The following is an 18510-nucleotide window of genomic DNA, read 5'->3' as shown; positions in this document are numbered from 1 at the left end:
CTACGACAAGACCCCCGAGAGCTACCTCGCCGGACTCCATCTCCGCGCCTCCATGATCTGGATCAAGGACCTCGCCCGGACCATTCATTGATCACGACTCGATACAGGCCCTAGGGCGTGTTGTGAAAGTCCCGCCCGGCTCGCGACGTCCGGCACGCACACTCGCGGCGTGGCCGGAGTCATCCACGTACCTCCGGGCCATCGGCGACGCTGATCCTCCGCCTTGCGATTGCACGCACCGGACGCCGCAAGCCCCGCCCTCCGGGCGGACGGCGCTGCTTTCGCCGCAACACGCCCTGGTCGTCGCTCCTTGACGACCGCGACGCCACAGCGCCGAGATGTGTTTCGGCCGGGACCCGGTCCGCGACCGCGTCCGGGCCGCGCATCTCTCAAATGCGCGTCTCACGCCCGCTCTCGCGTACGCTGACCCGGCTCCGTACCGGAATGCTCACCGACCAGTGACCGCTGAACGGACGGCTGAGAGCCGCCACCCGGCGCTCCGGTCATCCATGGTTGGGCACGACCGGGAAGATGGAGTAGACAGCATCCCAGCGGGTTGATCGGCACCCTGCCGCGCGACCGCTCGACACTCTCCGATCGGTTGTGCATGCCTTCTTCACTTTCCCGCCAGGACCCGTCGCAGGGACCGGCGGACGCCGCCTCGCGGGTCGCCCGTCCGCAGCACCACGGCATCTTCCTGGAGCCGCTGTACACCGTCGAGCTGCCGCCGCTGAGCGACAGCGACGACGACGGCGACCGCGAGCCGGAGTTCTTCACCGAGCGGTCCGCGTCACGCCGTCGTGCGCCGGGCGCACGCCGGGGGTAGGGGCGCACCCCGGTGACGGACAAGGAAGAAGCCGACAGCTCCCTGCTGGCGGGGCTGACGGTGGACGACCACCACCCCGAGCACCCCGTGCTGCTCGACAAGGACGGCAGGGCGCTGCACACCTGGCGCGAGAACTATCCGTACGACCACCGGGTCCGGCGCCGTGAGTACGAACACGCCAAACGGCTCCTGCAGATCGAACTGCTCAAGCTCCAGCGGTGGGTCAAGGACACCGGACAGCGGCTCGTCGTGGTGTGCGAGGGGCGTGACGCGGCCGGCAAGGGAGGCACGATCCAGCGCTTCACCGAGCGGCTCAACCCGCGCGGTGCCCGGGTGGTCGCCCTGGAGAAACCGACGGAACGCGAAGCCGGGCAGTGGTATTTCCAGCGCTACGTCGCCCACCTGCCGTCCGCCGGGGAGATCGTCTTCTTCGACCGCTCCTGGTACAACCGGGCGGGTGTGGAGCGGGTGATGGGGTTCTGCACCTCGGACGAGTACCGCCATTTCCTCCGTCAGGCCCCCATGTTCGAGCGGCTGCTGACCGAGGACGGCGTCCTGCTGGTGAAGTTCTGGTTCTCCGTCTCGCGGGCGGAGCAGCGCACCCGGTTCGCGATCCGCCAGATCGACCCCGTACGGCAGTGGAAGCTCTCGCCGACCGACCTGGCCTCGCTGGATCTGTGGGACGCCTACACCGCCGCGAAAGTCGACATGTTCCGGGCCACCGACACCGCGTGTGCGCCGTGGACCGTGGTCAAGAACAACGACAAGAGGCGCGGCAGGCTGGCGGCGATGCGCAGTCTGCTGTGGCGCTTCGACTACGCGGACAAGAGCGCCGCTGCCGTCGGCGAGCCCGATCCGCTCATCGCCGGGCCCGCGGACACCCTGCTGGAGGCGGGGGAGGAGAGTACCGACCTCTCGCCCACCCCGCTCGCCCACCGGCGCGAGGGACCGGGCGACCACCCGCTCAGCGAACGCTGAGAGCGTCGCTCTCGGCGGGTCCGTCCCAGTCGATCCGGTAGTACTTCAGCTTCGCGTCCTCGGCGACGAGCCGCATGCCGGCCGTGGTCATGACGCGCTGTGAGGCGATGTTGTCCTGATCCGCGTCGCCCAGGACGCGGGTGATGCCGCTCGCCCTGGCGAACTCCAGCAGGACGCGCAGGGCCTCGGAGGCGTACCCGTTGCCCCGCGCGCGGGGGACCAGGCCGTAGCCGATCGTGACGCGGCCGCTGTCATCGGGGGCGCCGTGGAAACCGATGCCTCCTATGGCCACGCCGTCCGCGCGCAGCCGGATCTCGTACGCGCCGAACGGCCGCGGATCGCCGGTGATCGCACAGGCCGTCAGGAAGAGCCTGGCCCCCGACATGTCACCCTCGGCCGGATATCCCGGCGCCCACAGATCGCCGTCCGCGGCCTCGCCCGCCGCCACGCGTTCGGCTTCGAGCGGGCTCATCGGATGCAGTACGAGCCGCTCCGTCAGAAGATCGTTCATGACAGGCAGACGTATCACGCGGCGTATCGGCGGCACAGGCGAATACCGGATCGGACACCGGGTGCTCGGCTCCACGACGCCGGCCGGTCACCAGCCCGTCGCCCCCCGGACCTCCCGGGCGATGTCCCCGACGGTCCGGTCGTCGGTGGCGATACGGATCGTCTCCGGCGGGGCCTGCGAGTCCAGCCGCTCGGCCATCAGGGCGCTCCGCTCGACATGCGCCGACAACTGCGATCCGCGCTCGCGCTCGGCGAGCCGGCCGCGCGTGACGGAGTCTCCCGCGGTGAGCAGCACACGGGTGACCCGTACGGGGCCGCCGCCCATGGCCCGCCGTACCATCTGGGCCTCCAGCACACTCACGGTGTTGGTGTAGATCAGCCTGCGCTGCCCGAGAGCCGCGTAGTTGGCCCAGACTGAGGCCAGGTTCCGTTCGGTGATCGCGGAGCGGTGCGGATCGCCGGCCGGGGCGGGATGGATCTGATCCATGAAGTCGCCCTCGACGAAGCAGTGGGCGATCCCCTCCCCTTGTAGCAGGGCGGACACCTCCCAGGCCACCGTCGACTTGCCCACCCCCGACCGCCCGCCGATGACCAGCGCCGCGCGGGCGTCCGCCGGGTGTCCCGCGTTCTCCGGATCCCGCCTGTTGCCTGTGTTCATGACCGGGAAGCATTCCAGACGGGGGCCGCACGGGCGCGGGATTTTCCGGGCGGGCGCCGGCCTTGCGCGCGGACCGCGGAGGCGGCACCGGCCCGCGGCTTTCATGACGGCGGTGAGGCGAAGCCGGCCGGTACAGAGGCATTCCTTCCCTCAGTCGGTCACGCGCTCCTGAGCCAGCCGGCGGCCTCCGCCGGAGTGCCGAAGCGGATCACTCGCAGTGGGGCGAAGCGCGGGTCGCGGGTGCGCCGGTGGATCTCCGAGCGGCGGGCCGCGTGCTGGGACCAGGCCCAGCGGGCCGGGTGGTCGCGTCGGAACCAGTCCGTCAGCTTCTCGCGGTTGCCGCCGAAGATCCGCTCGCGCAGCAGCGTCCTGCGCAGCGAGCGCCGCAGGATCCGCGGCATGACGACCCGCTTGGGGTAGTCCAGCCAGAGCACCGTGTCTGCGTGTTTCCACAGCAGGTCGCGGACCTCGGGGTAGCCGAACGAGTCGAAGATCCAGTCCGGTGAGGCGGCGATCCGCGCTGTCCGCGCACCGAACGCGGCGTCGACCGCCCAGTCGGGGCCGGTGAAGTGCAGCGCGTCCATCTCGTAGTAAGGCAGCCCGCGTCGCTCGCTCAGGGCCCGTGCCAGTGTGGACTTGCCGGCACCGCTGATACCGACCACGAGAATGCGCCGCACCGGGGCAGCGTACACACGGCCGGCACCGCGTCGTACCGCGCCTGCGGCACCCGCCGCAGGGCCGTGCCTACGACGCGATCGGCGGTCTCCCGGCCGCCACGGCGGCGGCCAGCGCGGCGTGGTCGACGGAGTTGCGGTCGGCGTAACGGCGTGCGAAATCGGCCATGGCACGGTCGAAGGTGTCGGCGCTGCCGAGGTAGGACGCGATGGCGATCCGGTCTCCGGAGCGCGCGTGCGCCCGCGCCAGCGTCGTACCGCACAGCCGCGCGTGGTCCAGCAGCAGGGACGGCGTCAGGTCGCCCACCGTCGACGCGCCCTTCATGTCGCGCAGTTGCCGCCAGTAGAAATGACGTCCCTCGGGTCCCGTGACCCAGCCGAGGAAGATGTCGCCCGCCGCCTGCAGCAGCCGCTGTCCGGCGATGACCCGGTGTCCCTGCTGCGCGTACGCACTCGGCGGCAGATGGGGCTGGAGCACGGATCGGTCGGCCTGTTTGATCTGGAGGATCAACGGATCCCCGGCGTCGCGCCCCTCCAGCAGCACGAGGTAGCAGCGGGCCCCGACTCCGCCGACGCCGACGACCTTGCGGGCCGCGTCGACGAAGCGGAACCGGTCGAGGAGGGTGCGCCGCTCCTCGGGAAGCGTGCTCCGGTAGCCGATGAATATCCGGCGCAGAGCGGCCATGTCCAGCCTCTCGAGCGGTTCGAGCAGTGGCGGGTCGGGCGTGATCCTGAGCTGTCCACCGACCATGTCGGTCAGCTTCTCCAGGGGCCGCAGGCGCGTGTGCCGGGTGGCGGGCGACCGGCCGTCCCCGCCCCGGGCGTGCTGCCCCGCCCGAATCAGCGGAACGAGGTCGGTGCTGTCCGAACGCTCGTACCACAACGCCAGTTCGCCGAGCCCGGCCAGCCGGTGCATCGACGTCCGGTACGCCTCGGCGGCGGCCTGCACGGCCCGCCGCGCGTGCGCGTCCGACTGGCCGTTGTCGCGGGCGGCGACCGCGATGCTCGCCGCCAGGCGCTTCACATCCCATTCGAAGGGCCCCGGCAGGGTCTCGTCGAAATCGTTGAGGTCGAACAGATCGGGGAGCGGAGCACGTTCGGGCGAGGTGACGACACCGAAGTTGAGCAGATGCGCGTCCCCGCACAGTTGTACGGTCAGCCCGGTGCGCGGCTGCGGAGCCAGATCGGCGGCCATCGCAGCGGCGGCCCCTCGCAGATACGCGAACGGGGAGGCCGCCATCCGCTCGTAGCGCAGAGGCAGCAGCGCGGGAAGCCGGCTCGCGTCCTGCCGTGCCAGCACCGTACGGGGGTCGAGACGGTCGGCATCGGGGATCCACAGGCCGTGCGAGGAGCGGGACGCGCGCCTGCGTGCGTCCCTGCCGCGCTGTGCCCGGTCGGCGGGAGTGGTCATGCGGCCCCTCTCCGTGGTCCTCACCACGAGCATCCCGACAGCACGGGCATCCCGCCACCGGGGCCGGGAAGACCGGCGTGCGCTCCATGCCAGGGGGCGCGCAAGCGCGGCGGGAGCGGCGCGAATGACACCGGCGCACGGCCCGCGCGCCGGGCGCGTTGACCATTGTTCAAGAAGTCGCCGCGCGGCCGGTCAGGGAGTGGCATGCTGCTCGATAAGCACCCTTACCGGCGGCGCAGCCGTGTGTTCCCGGGTGCCTCGGGGAGGTCGGATGCATCAGGGGCCGGACAGCGCGGGCAGACCGGAGGAGGCGACGCCGGCGACACCGCCGGCGGACGCGGGGGAGGAGCGCAGGGCACGGCGCCGGGAGCGGCTGCTCGCGACCGCGACCGAGCTGTTCGCCGAACGCGGCTACGCGGCGACGTCCATAGAACGGATCTGCGCCACCGCGCACGTCTCCATCCGGGCGTTCTACGAGGAGTTCCAGAGCCGCGAGGCGCTGCTGATCGCGCTGCACGACGGGGTCGCGCGGGGCGGCATGGACGCCGTACTCGCCGCGCTGGACGATCCGGCGACGGTGGCGGCGGACACCCGTACCAGGATCGCGGTCCTGGTCGGCGCGTACGTCGGGGCCGTGACCGTGGACCCCGCGGCCACCCGTACCGCCTTCGCCGAGGTGATCGGGGCAGGACGCGGCGCGGAGGAACACGGGCTGCTGTGGCGCAGTCTGTGGGCCGACTTCCTGGCCGGTGAGGTGGAACGGGCCGTGGGGCGCGGAGAAGCGCTGCCGCGCGACTACACCCTCGCGATGGTCGCGTTCATCGGCGCCGTCTGCGAACTGCTCGCGCACTGGGCCCGCAACAGCGGCGCGTTCTCCCGGGAGCTGCTGGCCGGCGAAGTGATCCACCAGGCTCTCGCCGTGCTCGGCGCCGCCGCGGCCGAAGAAGGGAAGTGACGCGATGGCCGGGCTCTGGCATCAGGTTATGCGCACCATGTCCCAGCCAGGGGCGTCCCCCGACGACGATCTGCTCGCCGAGGCCGCGGCGGACATCGCCCTGCGCGACCACCCCGATCCGCCGGCCACCACCCAGGTGGTCCTGGACATCGCCCGCACGGAGTTCGCGGCCGTGATCAGCGCCTTCCAGGCGCAGACCGCGCTGGAGCGCGCGCGACGGCGCACGGCGGGCGGACCGCGGTCCTGATCAGGCCGGACACCGGCGTGCCGCGTCGGCGGCGCGCCGGGACGGCTAGCCTGATCACACAATGAATCGTTTGACGACGCCCTGGGGCGATCTCGGCCTCACCCGTTTCCCCGAACATCCCCGCGAGACGCTGCGCGCGTGGGACTCCGCGGACGAGTACCTGCTCCAGCACCTCGCGGGCGCTGATGCCACTGCCGGCACCGACAGCGGCCATGGCACCGATCCGGCCAGGCCCGCCGGGCCGACGGACCTGTCGGGCACCGTGGCCGTCGTGGGAGACCGGTGGGGCGCCCTGACCACGGCGCTCGCCGCCCACCGGCTCGATCTGTCCGTGACCGGGCCGCTCGTGCAGATCACCGACTCCTACCTCACCCAGCAGGCGACCCGCGCCAATCTGCGGCGGCTCGGCGCCGGGCCGGACGGCGTTCGGCTGATGTCCGTCAGGGACACGCCGCCGGAGCGGATCGACGTACTGCTGATCCGCGTGCCCAAGAGCCTCGCGATGCTCGAGGACCAGCTGCACCGCCTCGCGCCCGCCGTCCACCCGGGGACCGTCGTCGTAGGCACCGGCAGGGTCACCGAGATCCACACGTCGACGCTGAAACTGTTCGAGCAGCTGCTCGGCCCCACCAGGACCTCGCTCGCGGTCAGGAAAGCGCGGCTGATCTTCTGCGAGCCCGCGCCGAGCCGGGTGCGTACGCCCAGCCCGTGGCCGCACAGCTACGCGCTGCCCGACGGGCTCGGCGAGGTGTCGGGCCGAACCGTCGTCAACCACGCGGGCATCTTCTGCGCCGAACGCCTCGACGTCGGGACGCGGTTCTTCCTCCGCCACCTTCCGCGCCGGCACGGCCCCGAGCACGTGGTCGACCTCGGCTGCGGCAACGGCGTGGTCGGTACGGCGGCCGCCCTGGCCAACCCCGAGGCCCGGGTGACCTTCATCGACGAGTCGTTCTCCGCGGTGGCCTCGGCCGAGGCCACCTTCACCAAGAACGCCGGCGACGGTGCCTCCGCCGCGTTCGTACTCGGTGACGGGCTGTCGGACATCCCGGCGGGCACGGTCGATCTGGTCCTCAACAACCCGCCGTTCCACACCCATCAGGCGACGACCGACGCGACGGCCTGGCGCATGTTCACCGGCTCGCGCGCGGCCCTGCGGCCGGGGGGAGAGCTGTGGGTCGTCGGCAACCGGCATCTCGGATACCACGCGAAGCTGCGGCGGCTGTTCGGCAACTGCGAGGTGGTGACGAGCGATCCGAAGTTCGTCGTCCTGCGGTCCGTCAGGAGTTGAGCCGACGCGCCGGGCGGGCCGGTGCTCTGTTCCGGACGGCCTCGCAGCTGCGACGGAACTTTGTATCAAGCATTGTAAATGCTAGGGAAATCCGCTTATCTTGTCGCACATGCAGTCCTACACGATCGGTCAGGCGGCCCGGCTGCTCGGGGTGAGCCCCGACACCGCGCGCCGCTGGGCCGACGCGGGCCGGGTCGCGACGCATCGCGACGAGGGCGGCCGCCGTCTGATCGACGGGCGCGACCTCGCGGCGTTCTCCGTCGAGGTCGGGCAGAGCGCCGCGAACGAGGAAGACGTCTCGTACACCTCGGCACGCAACGCGTTCCCGGGCATTGTCACCGCGGTCAAACTCGGCGATGTCGCGGCGCAGGTGGAGATCCAGGCCGGACCGCACCGGCTCGTGTCGCTGCTGACCCGGGAGGCCGTCGAGGAACTGGGCCTGGAGGTGGGCGTGCAGGCCACCGCGCGGGTGAAGGCCACCAGCGTGCACATCGACCGCACCTGACCGCCCGTCGGCCACACGTGGACCACGACGACCGCTACCGGCCGCGCATCGGCCACAGCCGGCCGCGCACCGGCCGCACCTGACCGCCCATCGACCGCCTCCGACGCTTCCGGCCGTACGGCTCGCCAGGCGCCGTCGTCACTCGTACCTCCGTCCTCATTCCGCCCGCGCGCCTCTCCGGGGGCCGCACCGCCAAGGAGTCCCCTTTCATGTCTCTCGCCTTCAGCCGCCGCCGTGGAGCCGCCGCGGTCGTGACCGCCGCCCTTCTCGTGCCGCTCGCCGCCTGCGGATCCGGTGACGACAGCGGGAAGGACACCGGCAGCGCGTCCACGGCGACCGCGAGCGCGGCGCCCCAGGTCGCCCTTACCGTGCTGGCGGCGTCTTCGCTGACCGATGTGTTCAAGACGGCGGGCGCCGCCTACCAGAAGGAGCACCCCGGCACGAAAGTGACGTTCTCCTTCGCCGGCTCCCAGGACCTCGCCGCGCAGGTCAAGCAGGGCGCCCCGGCCGACGCGCTGGTCACGGCCGACACCAGGACCATGGACGGCGTGAAGTCCGAGGCCGGCACACCCGTGGTCATCGCGAAGAACCGTCTGGTGATCGCCACCGAAGAGGGCAACCCCGACAAGATCACCCGTCTCGAGGACCTCGCGGACTCCAGGCTGAAGGTGGTCCTGGCCGCGCCCGAGGTGCCGGTCGGCCGCTACAGCGAACAGGTCCTCGACGCCCAGAAGATCAAGGTCAAGCCGGTTTCCCAGGAAGCGGACGTCCGTTCCGTACTGAGCAAGGTGGAACTCGGCGAGGCCGACGCCGGGATCGTCTACAAGACGGACGCGGCCACCGCGACCGACAAGGTCGACGCCGTCGACATCCCGGACGCGCAGAATGCCGTCGCCCAGTATCCGGCCGCCACCCTCAAGGGCTCGCAGCACAAGAACGAGGCCGCCGCGTTCGTGGCCTGGCTGAGCAGCCCCGAGGCGCAGAAGATCCTCCAGGCCGCCGGTTTCCAGAAGCCGTAACACCGCACCGCGTACGGGGGAGGGGCCGCCCGGCCCGGCGGACGGGCAGTCTCGATCCCCGCCGGACGGCGCCACGAGCGCCGGCCGGCACGACGAGCGCCACGACGAGACCAGGAACCGTGATGAGACGCCTGCGCACCGGCGGGACCGGCGCCCCCGTCGCTCTTGTGCTGCCCGCGCTGCTCGCGGTCACGTTTCTGCTCCTGCCCCTGCTCGGCGTTCTCGTCCGCACCTCCTGGGGTGAACTCGGCGCGCACCTGACCAGCCCGGAAGTGGTACAGGCGCTCCAACTGTCCTTGCTGGTCTCCTTCTGGGCGCTCGGACTCTCCCTGCTCCTCGGAGTGCCGCTGGCCTGGCTGCTGGCCCGGGTACGGTTCCCGGGCAAGACGCTGGTGCGCTCCCTGGTGCTCCTGCCGATGGTGCTGCCGCCCACCGTCGGCGGGGTCGCCCTGCTCCTCGGTTTCGGCCGGCGCGGACTGATCGGCCCGTGGCTGGAGGACACCTTCGGCGTCACCCTGCCGTTCCACACCTCGGGCGCCGTCGTCGCCGCGACGTTCGTCGCGATGCCCTTCCTCATCATCAGTCTCGAAGGCACGCTCGCCGGGCTGCGCCCTGCCTACGAGGAGACCGCCGCGTCGCTCGGCGCCTCACCGCTCCGGGTCTTCTTCACCGTGACGCTGCCGATGGTCGCGCCGGGACTGGCCGCGGGCGCCGCCCTGACCTGGGCACGGGCGCTCGGGGAGTTCGGTGCCACGATCACCTTCGCCGGCAACCTGCCCGGCACCACCCAGACCCTGCCGCTCCAGGTCTATCTGCTCCTCCAGAACTCGCCCGAGGCCGCGACGTCCGTCTCCCTGCTGCTGCTCGCGATCGCGATGGCCGTACTGCTCGGACTGCGCGGGCGCTGGACCGGCGCGGCCACCGGACGGGAGCGGGGATCAGCGCGCCTGCCGGACGCCGTGGAAGCCCCCGGCGCGGGACCGACCGGACCCCTCGCCTCCGGCATACCCGGCGCCCCCGGGGCTGCCGTACCGCGGGAACGCTGGCCGCTGCGCGCCGACGTCTCCGGATTCAGCCGGCTGACCCTCGACGCCGGGCCCGGCACCACCATCGCGGTCGTCGGCCCCAACGGCGCCGGCAAGACGACCCTGCTGCGCGCCCTCCTCGGGCTCACCCAGCGCGCCCACGCCCGCCTGCGCCTCGGCGACCTCGACGTCACCTCCCTGCCGCCGCACCGCAGAGGCGTCGCGTGGGTGCCGCAGGACGGCGCGCTCTTCCCGCATCTGAGCGCCCTGTCCAACACCGCGTACGGACTGCGTGCCGGGCGTGTGCGCCGGGCGGAGGCGCGGCGCGCCGCTCAGCAGTGGCTCGACCGGCTCGGAGTCGGCCATCTCGCCCACCACAAGCCGCATCAGCTCTCCGGCGGCCAGGCGCAGCGCGTCGCGCTGGCCCGCGCGCTCGCGGCCCGGCCCCGGCTGCTGCTCCTGGACGAGCCGCTGGCCGCCCTCGACCAGACCACCCGCGCCCGGGTGCGCCACACGCTGCGCGCGCATCTCGACGCCTTCGGCGGCGTCTGCCTCATCGTCACCCACGACCCGGTCGAGGCTCTCTCGCTGGCCGACCGGGTCCTTGTACTCGACGAGGGCCGCGCGCTCCAGGACGCCCCGCCTGCCGAGGTGACGCGCCGTCCCCGCTCCCCGTGGGTCGCCAGGATGCTCGGGCGCAACGCCTGGCCGGGTACGTTCGGCCCCCGGGGGCTCGACCTCGCCGCGGGCGGGCGGCTGGTCGTCGCGGAACCGCTCGCCGAGGGGACGGCGGCGCTGGCGGTCATCGCCCCGGAAGCCGTCTCCGTGTACCGCGACAGGCCCGGTGGCAGCCCCCGTAACGTCTGGCCGGGAACGGTCCGGGAAATCACCGCCTCCGGCAGCCGGCTGCGGGTCCTGATCGGCTCGCACGAGGTGCCCGACCTGGTCGCGGAGATCACCCATGAGGCCGCCGCGGAGCTGGGTCTGGCCGACGGCGTGGCCGTCTGGAGCAGCGTGAAGGCCACCGAGGTCACGCTCGTCACCCTGTGAGGTACGGGCGCGTGCGGCCGTTTTCCCGGCCCAGGGGCCGGAAGGTACGTTTTGCCGGATTCGCCGGGCGCGGGGACGCTGGAGGCATCTTCCCGCATCAACGGACGAGGAGCCGCTGTCATGGCAAAGGTGCTGTGCGTGCTGTACGACGACCCGGTCGACGGCTATCCGACGACGTACGCGCGCGACGATCTCCCGAAGATCGACCACTACCCCGGCGGTCAGACCACCCCCACCCCGCAGGCCATCGACTTCACCCCGGGACAGCTGCTGGGCAGCGTCTCCGGCGAGCTGGGCCTGCGCGGCTTCCTGGAGTCCCAGGGACACACACTCGTGGTCACCTCCGACAAGGACGGGGAAGGCTCGGTCTTCGACCGGGAGCTGGTCGACGCCGACGTGGTCATCTCACAGCCGTTCTGGCCCGCCTACCTGACCGCGGAGCGCATGGCGAAGGCCAGGAACCTGAAGCTCGCCGTCACGGCCGGCATCGGCTCCGACCACGTCGACCTGGACGCGGCGATCGCCAAGGGTGTCACGGTCGCCGAGGTCACGTACAGCAACAGCATCAGCGTCGCCGAGCACGTCGTGATGATGACGCTGTCGCTGGTGCGCAACTACCTGCCTTCGCACCAGTGGGTCCTGGACGGCGGCTGGAACATCGCCGACTGTGTCGCCCGCAGTTACGACCTGGAGGGCATGCAGGTCGGCACGGTCGCCGCCGGGCGCATCGGTCTCGCCGTCCTGCGCCGCCTCGCGCCCTTCGACGTCGGCCTCCACTACACCGACCGCCGGCGGCTCCCCGAGGAGCGGGAGCGGGAGCTGAACCTCACCTGGCACGACAGCGCGGCCGAGATGGTTCCGCACTGCGACGTCGTCACCATCAACGCGCCCCTGCACCCGGAGACGGAAGGCCTCTTCGGCGAGGAGATGCTCGCGCGCATGAAGCGCGGCGCCTACCTCATCAACACCGCCCGCGCGAAGATCGCCGACCGCGACGCCGTCGACCGCGCACTGCGCAGCGGCCAGTTGGCCGGTTACGCGGGCGACGTCTGGTACCCGCAGCCCGCGCCCCCCGACCACCCCTGGCGCACCATGCCGCACCACGGCATGACCCCGCACATCTCCGGATCCTCGCTCTCGGCGCAGGCCAGGTACGCCGCAGGCACCCGGGAGATCCTGGAGAACTTCTTCGCGGGCAGGCCACTGCGCGACGAGTACCTGATCGTCGAGGGCGGCGGCCTCGCCGGGGCGGGAGCGCGCTCCTACTCCGTCAACACCTGAGACCCTCCGGGATCCGCCGCGACCCGATGTCCCCCGGCGGGAAGGGTGGTTGACCAGGCATCAGTGCCTCCGGCCCCCGGCCGCGAACGGGGGCCGCCGTGCCGGGGTCGTACCCCCGTTCGGCAGACTAGGGGGGTGACTCCATTCCGTCCCCAGGTACAACTGGACTCTCCCAGCGGCCACATGATCGTGTGCGGCGACGACATGCTGGCCCATCGGCTGGCAGCCGAGCTGAGGGTCCTCTACGGCGAACAGGTCGTACTGGTCGTTCCGCCGCTGCGCGTCTCCCAGTTGCCGCCCGGACCGCTGGGCGGCGCGGGCGGGGCGACCGGTTTCCTCGGCCGGGTGTCGTCCGCCATGGCGCGTACGGCCGCCGGGTCCCCGCGCACCGGCGGGGAAAGCTGCGGCGGCATGGATCAGGTCCTCGTCATGGAAGCGGCGGAACTCGACGAGAACGTGCTCATCGAGGCATGCGTGGCGGACGCGACGGCCGTTGCCCTCGTCCACGAGGACGACGAGACCAACATCAGGTCCGCGCTGGCGGCCCGCCGGCTCAACCCCCATCTGCGCCTGGTCATCCGGCTCTACAACCGCAAGCTCGGCCAGCACCTGGAAGAACTGCTCGACCAGGCCGCGGCCGTCGCCGTTCCCGGTCTCGACGCGGCGGGCCTGGACGCCTCCACCACCGTCCTCTCGGACGCGGACACCGCGGCCCCCGCACTCGCCGCCACCGCCGTGGCGGGCACCAGCAAGGTGATCAGGGCGGGCGGCATGCTGCTGCGCGCCGCCGAGCGCACCCCGCAGGACGCCGGGGAGGTGGCCGACCCCGGTCTGTGCACCCTCGCGCTGCTCTCGTCCACCACCAACGACCCGGCGGGGGAGGAGGGTTCGGACAGCAGCGGCCAGGGCGGCCCGCGGCTTCTCCCCGACGACGAGAGCGTCGCCGCGGCCACCGGACGGGGCACCGTCGTCCTGGAGGCCGTGGCGCAGGACGGTGTCAGCCGGCCGCGGCGCCGGCTCAGGGGCCGCGGCGCTCCGCTGACCGCGTTGTTCTCCCGAAGGCTCCGGTGGTCCTTCGTGGGGATCGTCGCCGCGGTGCTCGCCCTGGCGATGATCTACACCCTGATCACCGGCGAGGCACCCCACCGAGCCATCTACCTCACCCTGCTCGACCTCTTCGGCATCAACGACCCGGCGGTCGACGCGCCCAGGGGGCGGCAGATCCTGCAACTCCTCTCCGCGGCCATGGGACTTCTTCTGCTGCCCGTGGTGTTCGCCGCCGTCCTCGAAGCGCTCGGCACGTTCCGATCGGCCTCGACCCTGCGACGGCCCCCGCGCGGCCTCTCCGACCACGTCGTGCTCCTCGGGCTCGGCAAGATCGGCAGCCGGGTGCTGGTGCGGCTGCGTGAACTCGACATCCCCGTGGTGTGCGTGGAGGAGGACCCGGAAGCACGCGGCATCCCCCTCGCCCGAAGCCTGCGCGTACCGACCATACTTGGCGATGTGACGCAGGAAGGCGTCCTGGAGTCCGCCAAGATCGGCCGTGCCCACGCACTGCTCGCCCTCACCAGCAATGACACCACCAACCTCGAAGCGGCTCTGTATGCCCGCTCGGTGGCGCCCGGTCTGCGTGTGGCGCTCCGGGTGTACGACGACGACTTCGCCAGGGCCGTCTACCGCACGCTGCGGGCGGCACACCCCGAGGCGCTCACCCGCAGCCGCAGTGTGTCCAACCTGGCCGCGCCCGCGTTCGCCATCGCCATGATGGGACGTCAGATCCTCGGCGCGATACCGGTGGAGCGCCAGGTGCTGCTGGTCGCGGCCATCGAGGTGGCAGGTCATCCGCGACTCGAAGGGCACACCGTCGGCGAGGTGTTCAGGCCGGGTTCCTGGCGGGTCATCGCCCTCGACACCGCACATCCGGACGACCGGGTGCCCGACCTCGCGGACGCCCGTCTCGCCGGCGATCATGGCCGGCCGACCGAGCTGGTCTGGGACCTGCACCCCGGCTACGTCCTGCGGGCGCGGGACCGGGTGGTCGTCGCGGCCACCCGCCGGGGTCTCGCGGAACTGCTCGGCAGGCAGGCCACCTCGCCGACCGCCCCCGCCGCGCCGCGACTTCAGCGGTGACGGGATGTCACCGACCGGTCTCCTCCGTGATCGGTTCCGTAAGGTTCCGTCTCCCCGTTGTCCACTGAACTCCCATACTCTCCTCCTCGGTTGACATGCCCCACACATGCCCTCTCGGAGGAATAACGGATATGGCCAAGCTCCTTCGCACCTCGGTCGCGGCCGGCGCCGCCGCAGTACTCGCCCTTGTCTCCACCTCGGCCCAGGCGGCCGACACGAACCAGCTGCCCTACTCCTCCACCACCGGAGTGGGTGTCCACAACTCGTACGACAAGGCGGCGTTCCCCTACTTCGCGGACGCGCTGGACTCCGGCGCGGGCATGCTCGAACTCGACGTCTGGACCAACGTGTTCGGCGCCTCCTGGCGGGTCTCCCACGAGAACCCGCTCGGCAACAACAACAACTGCGCCAACGCCACCACCGTGGAGCAGCTGCGCACCAACGCGCAGAACCGCGACCTGGCAGGCTGTCTGACCGACATCAGAACCTGGCACGACGCCAACCCGGGCCACCGTCCCATCGTCCTCAAGGTGGAGATGAAGGACGGATTCCTCAGCACCTCCGGCCGCGGTCCCGCACAGTTCGACGCGCTGGTGAGCAGCAAGCTCGGTGACGCGGTCTTCCGCCCCGCCGACCTGGTGGGCAATCACGCGGACCTCGACGAGGCCGTCCAGGCCGACGGATTCCCCACCCGCGCGCAGCTGGCCGGCAAGTTCATCGTCGAGCTGATCCCGGGCACGGTCGAGGAGGCGAACCCGCTCGACACCCTGTGGACCGACCGTGAGTACGCCACCTACCTGCGCGACCTCAAGGCCGCAGGCCGGCTGGGCGAGGCCGCGTCCTTCCCCGCCGTCCACAACGTGGCGGCCGGAGACCCGCGCACCCGGTACGCGGACGCCTCGATCAGGCCCTGGTTCGTCTTCTTCGACGGCGACGCCTCCGCCTGGGTCGCCGACGGCATCGACACCGCCTGGTACGACCAGCGGCACTACTTCGTGCTGATGACGGACGCGCACAACGTGGCTCCCGCCATCGACGGCACCAGCCCCACCGAGCAGGAGGCCCGCGACCGGCTGACGCTGCTCGCGCAGAAGCACGCGAGCCTGATCTCGGCCGACTGGCGCACCCTGCCGACGGTGCTCTCGTCGGTCGTCCCGCGCGGCGACGCCCAGTAATTCCGAGACAGTCCCGGCTCACCCGTTCCGGCGCGGGCGTACGAACTCCCGCGCCGGAACGCCTCAGTCCTCCGCCGCCCGCGGGATCCTCCCGTGGGCCGCGAGCACCGTCTCCACCGTGTCCGCCTCCTCCGCCCGTTTGTCCTCGCGGTAGCGCAGCACCCGGGCGAAGCGCAGCGTCACCCCCGCCGGGTAGCGCGACGACCGCTGGAGACCGTCGTAGGCGATCTCCACGACCAGCTCCGGACGTACCGCCACGGTGAAACCGTCGTCGTGGAGAGCCAGTTCCCGCAGGCGCCCGGTCTGCCACTCCAGCAGCGCGTCCGTCAGCCCCTTGAACGTCTTGCCGAGCATCACGAACGAGCCGTCCTCGCGCCGCGCGCCCAGATGCAGGTTGGACAGTCTGCCGGTGCGCCTGCCATGGCCCCACTCGGCGGCAAGCACCACCAGATCCAGCGTGTGCACCGGCTTGACCTTCAGCCATCCCCCGCCGCGCCGGCCCGCGCTGTACGGGGTGTCGAGCGCCTTGACCACCACACCCTCGTGCCCGCGGCCCAGGGCCTCCCGCAAGAACTCCTCGGCGGCAGCCACCTGGTCCGTCCCCTCCCCGGCCGCCTCGGCGGACGCCACGACGATCCGCCGTACCCGCATCGGCTCGGGCACCAGCGCGGCCAGCGTCGCGTGCCGCTCGGCCAGCGGCATGTCGAGCAGATCCTCGCCGTCGGCCGCGAGGATGTCGAAGAAGACGGGCGACAGGGGCACGGCCGTCGCCGCCGACCGGACATCGGTCCGCGAGCCGACCCGGCCCGCGACCTCCTGGAACGGCTTCGGCCTGCCGTCCTCGCCCAGCGCGATGACCTCACCGTCCAGGATGAACCGGTCACCGTCGAGAGCCAGCGCCAGCTCCACCACCTCGGGCAGCCGCGCGGTGATCTCGTCGCGGGTGCGGGTGAAGATCCGTACCGCGGCGCCCTCGCGGTGCACCTGCACCCGGATGCCGTCCAGCTTCTCCTCCACCACACACTCCCCGAGCCGGCCGATCGCCTCCGGAACGCTGGTGGCGCTCTGGGCGAGCATCGGCAGGACGGGACCGCCCACGGTCAGCAGGAACTCGTTCAGTACGGCAGGACCGCCGGACAGCAGCCGCTCGGCCACCCGCTGGAGGGAACCGGCCACCATCACCGCACGCCGGACGGCCTGCACCGGTGCGCCCGAAGCCGCCGCGAGCGCTTCCACCGCCAGGGCCTCCAGCGCGCCCTGGCGCACCTCGCCGGAGACCAGACCGACCAGGAACCGCTGCTCCTCCTCGGTGGCGGCGCCCAGCAGCTCCTGGACCAGCCGCCTGCGCTCGGCCTGCGCGCCCGGCCCCGCGACGGCCGCGAGCGCGGTGAAGGCGCTGTCGACATCGTGCACGGTCAGCATGGCCCGCCCGGCCGGCGGCGGCGGGTCCTTGAGCGCGTTCCAGCCCACCCCGATACGGCCCTGGGGCAGGTGCCCGGCCAGATACGGGATCACGAGGGGCACGTCCTGAGGACCCGAGGAGCGGAAGAGTCCGGCCAGCAGGGAGATTTTCCGGGACCTGGCCGAGGTCTCCGCGACCTCCCGGGACACATGGGCGAGCGGTGCCAGCAGCATGCAGCCATCGTGCAACGTCCGGCGCCGCTTCGCCCGCCCGGAGCCCGGCCCGGTGGGTCCGGCACGGCCCTTTCCCTCGTACCGGGACCGCGCGGGAATACGCTTCGGGACCGATGGGTCAAACTGGGTGTAAGCGGAACGAGAAGAGGACGTATGAACGACTTCGTAGTGGAGCGCGCCCGCCAGATCTTCCAGGCACGCCGTCCGGCTGCCCCCGAGCCCCGGCCCGCGCCGCGGGCCCGCGCCGTCCCCCGGGCCAAGGCGCCCGCGGCCGAGCGCATGGAGATGACGGAGACCGGCGAGTTCATAGGTGCCCTGAACACCATGTACGCGCGCCTGCGCCGCTTCGACGAATGGCTGCGCAACGAACATCAGCTCAACCTCACCGAGCTGCACGTCCTCTCCGCCATCCCCACCACGCCCCAGCCGGCCGGCCGCGGCGCGGCTTCCCGGCTCGCCGAAGAGGTGGAGCTCTCGCCCAGCGGCCTGACCCGGCTGGTCGACCGGCTCGCCGAACGCGGACTGCTGACCCGGGCGAGGGACCCGTGGGACAAGCGCGTCACCCAGCTGGTGCTCACCGACCAGGGCAAGGCCATGCGTGACCTCGTCCTTCCCCAGGCGGCCGGTGAGATCAGGGGCACCTGCGGCGGACACCGGGCGCTGCTCGGCAGGCTCCAGCGCATCGCGGACGGCTCCGACCTGTGGTCGGGGGACGCCGGCTCCCCCGCGGAACCGGCGTCATAGCGGGTCCGGCGCCTCGGCGGCCGGGCGGCGTAACGGGCCCGGCGGTCCAACGGCGCGGCGGTCCGGTGGCGCGGCGGGTCCACGAAGCGGGGCGGCGACCCGGCCCAAAAGCCATCGAAACTTGCCCGCGCAACAAACGCGAAGAAACCCTGTCCCTCCGGCCTTGAACCGGATGCGCGGCACGCACGCCACGCTCCCTCACTCAAGAGCCCGGAGTAATTCGATGACCAGCCCCAAGAACCTGCTCGACCCGAACGAAGCTGTGATCGTCTTCATCGACCACCAGCCGATGACGCTCTTCGGTGTGCACTCGCACGACCCGCAGACCGTCGTCAACAACACGGTCGCGCTGGCCGAGATCGCCAAGCTCTACGACGTGCCGGTCATCTACACGACCGT

The 18510-nt window shown here is 71.8% G+C and carries 17 protein-coding genes; 12 read left to right on the top strand and 5 right to left on the bottom strand.

Annotated features, from left to right (window positions below):
- Window positions 1-607: 607 nt before the first annotated feature.
- Entirely contained in the window at window positions 608-826 is a 219-nt protein-coding gene (locus tag ACIP6N_RS29670; protein ID WP_401820800.1) for a hypothetical protein, read from the top strand.
- Between the two features lie 12 nt (window positions 827-838).
- Window positions 839-1804: a polyphosphate kinase 2 gene (ppk2, locus tag ACIP6N_RS29665; protein ID WP_401820798.1), complete on the top strand. Its 966-nt coding sequence runs from the start codon at window positions 839-841 to the stop codon at window positions 1802-1804.
- On the opposite strand, the gene ACIP6N_RS29660 is transcribed toward ppk2, so the two are convergent.
- The 4 genes from ACIP6N_RS29660 to ACIP6N_RS29645 form a co-directional block, all read right to left on the bottom strand.
- The gene (locus ACIP6N_RS29660; protein ID WP_401820796.1) at window positions 1791-2315 is read right to left on the bottom strand and encodes a GNAT family N-acetyltransferase; all 525 of its coding nucleotides are present in this window, start codon (window positions 2313-2315) and stop codon (window positions 1791-1793) included. The two genes, ppk2 and ACIP6N_RS29660, sit on opposite strands and share 14 nt — an antisense overlap.
- An 87-nt stretch (window positions 2316-2402) precedes the next feature.
- Window positions 2403-2972 carry a hypothetical protein gene (locus tag ACIP6N_RS29655; protein ID WP_401820794.1) on the bottom strand — a complete coding sequence of 190 codons (570 nt, stop codon included), beginning with the start codon at window positions 2970-2972 and terminating at the stop codon, window positions 2403-2405.
- Between the two features lie 158 nt (window positions 2973-3130).
- Complete coding sequence (locus ACIP6N_RS29650; protein ID WP_401820792.1) at window positions 3131-3649, bottom strand: adenylate kinase; 519 nt, start codon at window positions 3647-3649, stop codon at window positions 3131-3133.
- Window positions 3650-3716: 67 nt separating this feature from the next.
- Window positions 3717-5057, bottom strand: a complete 1341-nt coding sequence (locus tag ACIP6N_RS29645) for a DUF2252 domain-containing protein (protein ID WP_401820790.1) — start codon at window positions 5055-5057, stop codon at window positions 3717-3719.
- Between the two features lie 271 nt (window positions 5058-5328).
- Between ACIP6N_RS29645 and ACIP6N_RS29640 the strand changes: the two genes are divergently transcribed.
- The 9 genes from ACIP6N_RS29640 to ACIP6N_RS29600 all read left to right on the top strand — a co-directional run bounded on the left by ACIP6N_RS29640 (window position 5329) and on the right by ACIP6N_RS29600 (window position 15732).
- Complete coding sequence (locus tag ACIP6N_RS29640; protein ID WP_401820789.1) at window positions 5329-6012, top strand: TetR/AcrR family transcriptional regulator; 684 nt, start codon at window positions 5329-5331, stop codon at window positions 6010-6012.
- Between the two features lie 28 nt (window positions 6013-6040).
- Window positions 6041-6259: a hypothetical protein gene (locus ACIP6N_RS29635; RefSeq protein ID WP_401820788.1), complete on the top strand. Its 219-nt coding sequence runs from the start codon at window positions 6041-6043 to the stop codon at window positions 6257-6259.
- A gap of 61 nt (window positions 6260-6320) precedes the next feature.
- Window positions 6321-7547, top strand: a complete 1227-nt coding sequence (locus tag ACIP6N_RS29630) for a methyltransferase (RefSeq protein ID WP_401820786.1) — start codon at window positions 6321-6323, stop codon at window positions 7545-7547.
- Between the two features lie 109 nt (window positions 7548-7656).
- Window positions 7657-8052, top strand: a complete 396-nt coding sequence (locus ACIP6N_RS29625; protein WP_401820783.1) for a molybdopterin-binding protein — start codon at window positions 7657-7659, stop codon at window positions 8050-8052.
- Between the two features lie 209 nt (window positions 8053-8261).
- The gene (gene modA, locus ACIP6N_RS29620) at window positions 8262-9071 is read left to right on the top strand and encodes a molybdate ABC transporter substrate-binding protein (protein ID WP_401820781.1); all 810 of its coding nucleotides are present in this window, start codon (window positions 8262-8264) and stop codon (window positions 9069-9071) included.
- Between the two features lie 122 nt (window positions 9072-9193).
- Entirely contained in the window at window positions 9194-11146 is a 1953-nt protein-coding gene (locus ACIP6N_RS29615) for an ABC transporter permease (protein WP_401820779.1), read from the top strand.
- Window positions 11147-11266: 120 nt separating this feature from the next.
- The gene (locus tag ACIP6N_RS29610; protein ID WP_401820776.1) at window positions 11267-12427 is read left to right on the top strand and encodes an NAD-dependent formate dehydrogenase; all 1161 of its coding nucleotides are present in this window, start codon (window positions 11267-11269) and stop codon (window positions 12425-12427) included.
- Window positions 12428-12610: 183 nt separating this feature from the next.
- A complete protein-coding gene (locus tag ACIP6N_RS29605) occupies window positions 12611-14557 on the top strand; it encodes an NAD-binding protein (RefSeq protein ID WP_401820803.1) in 1947 nt (648 codons plus the stop codon).
- Window positions 14558-14688: 131 nt separating this feature from the next.
- Window positions 14689-15732, top strand: a complete 1044-nt coding sequence (locus ACIP6N_RS29600) for a phosphatidylinositol-specific phospholipase C domain-containing protein (RefSeq protein WP_401820773.1) — start codon at window positions 14689-14691, stop codon at window positions 15730-15732.
- A gap of 63 nt (window positions 15733-15795) precedes the next feature.
- Here ACIP6N_RS29600 and ACIP6N_RS29595 read toward each other — a convergent pair whose 3' ends face one another.
- Entirely contained in the window at window positions 15796-17367 is a 1572-nt protein-coding gene (locus ACIP6N_RS29595) for an ATP-dependent DNA ligase (RefSeq protein ID WP_401820770.1), read from the bottom strand.
- Window positions 17368-17520: 153 nt separating this feature from the next.
- Here ACIP6N_RS29595 and ACIP6N_RS29590 point away from each other — a divergent pair, with 153 nt between their 5' ends.
- Window positions 17521-18111 carry a MarR family winged helix-turn-helix transcriptional regulator gene (locus tag ACIP6N_RS29590; RefSeq protein WP_401820767.1) on the top strand — a complete coding sequence of 197 codons (591 nt, stop codon included), beginning with the start codon at window positions 17521-17523 and terminating at the stop codon, window positions 18109-18111.
- Window positions 18112-18510 lie beyond the last annotated feature (399 nt).

The sequence above is a fragment of the Streptomyces sp. NPDC088725 genome (assembly GCF_044751305.1).
GTDB lineage: Bacteria > Actinomycetota > Actinomycetes > Streptomycetales > Streptomycetaceae > Streptomyces.
The sequence above is the reverse complement of the archived record's forward strand: the minus strand, read 5'-3'. Positions and strand labels throughout refer to the sequence as shown.

Excerpts from the sequence above, each read along its gene's own strand:
- ACIP6N_RS29605 (WP_401820803.1), top strand. The coding sequence starts at position 12,611 with ATGATCGTGTGCGGCGACGACATGCTGGCCCATCGGCTGGCAGCCGAG.
- ACIP6N_RS29645 (WP_401820790.1), bottom strand. The coding sequence starts at position 5,057 with ATGACCACTCCCGCCGACCGGGCACAGCGCGGCAGGGACGCACGCAGG.
- ACIP6N_RS29615 (WP_401820779.1), top strand. The coding sequence starts at position 9,194 with ATGAGACGCCTGCGCACCGGCGGGACCGGCGCCCCCGTCGCTCTTGTG.
- ACIP6N_RS29630 (WP_401820786.1), top strand. The coding sequence starts at position 6,321 with ATGAATCGTTTGACGACGCCCTGGGGCGATCTCGGCCTCACCCGTTTC.
- ACIP6N_RS29595 (WP_401820770.1), bottom strand. The coding sequence starts at position 17,367 with ATGCTGCTGGCACCGCTCGCCCATGTGTCCCGGGAGGTCGCGGAGACC.
- modA (WP_401820781.1), top strand. The coding sequence starts at position 8,262 with ATGTCTCTCGCCTTCAGCCGCCGCCGTGGAGCCGCCGCGGTCGTGACC.
- ACIP6N_RS29670 (WP_401820800.1), top strand. The coding sequence starts at position 608 with ATGCCTTCTTCACTTTCCCGCCAGGACCCGTCGCAGGGACCGGCGGAC.
- ACIP6N_RS29610 (WP_401820776.1), top strand. The coding sequence starts at position 11,267 with ATGGCAAAGGTGCTGTGCGTGCTGTACGACGACCCGGTCGACGGCTAT.
- ACIP6N_RS29635 (WP_401820788.1), top strand. The coding sequence starts at position 6,041 with ATGCGCACCATGTCCCAGCCAGGGGCGTCCCCCGACGACGATCTGCTC.
- ACIP6N_RS29590 (WP_401820767.1), top strand. The coding sequence starts at position 17,521 with ATGAACGACTTCGTAGTGGAGCGCGCCCGCCAGATCTTCCAGGCACGC.
- ACIP6N_RS29625 (WP_401820783.1), top strand. The coding sequence starts at position 7,657 with ATGCAGTCCTACACGATCGGTCAGGCGGCCCGGCTGCTCGGGGTGAGC.
- ACIP6N_RS29600 (WP_401820773.1), top strand. The coding sequence starts at position 14,689 with ATGGCCAAGCTCCTTCGCACCTCGGTCGCGGCCGGCGCCGCCGCAGTA.
- ACIP6N_RS29655 (WP_401820794.1), bottom strand. The coding sequence starts at position 2,972 with ATGAACACAGGCAACAGGCGGGATCCGGAGAACGCGGGACACCCGGCG.
- ACIP6N_RS29660 (WP_401820796.1), bottom strand. The coding sequence starts at position 2,315 with ATGAACGATCTTCTGACGGAGCGGCTCGTACTGCATCCGATGAGCCCG.
- ACIP6N_RS29640 (WP_401820789.1), top strand. The coding sequence starts at position 5,329 with ATGCATCAGGGGCCGGACAGCGCGGGCAGACCGGAGGAGGCGACGCCG.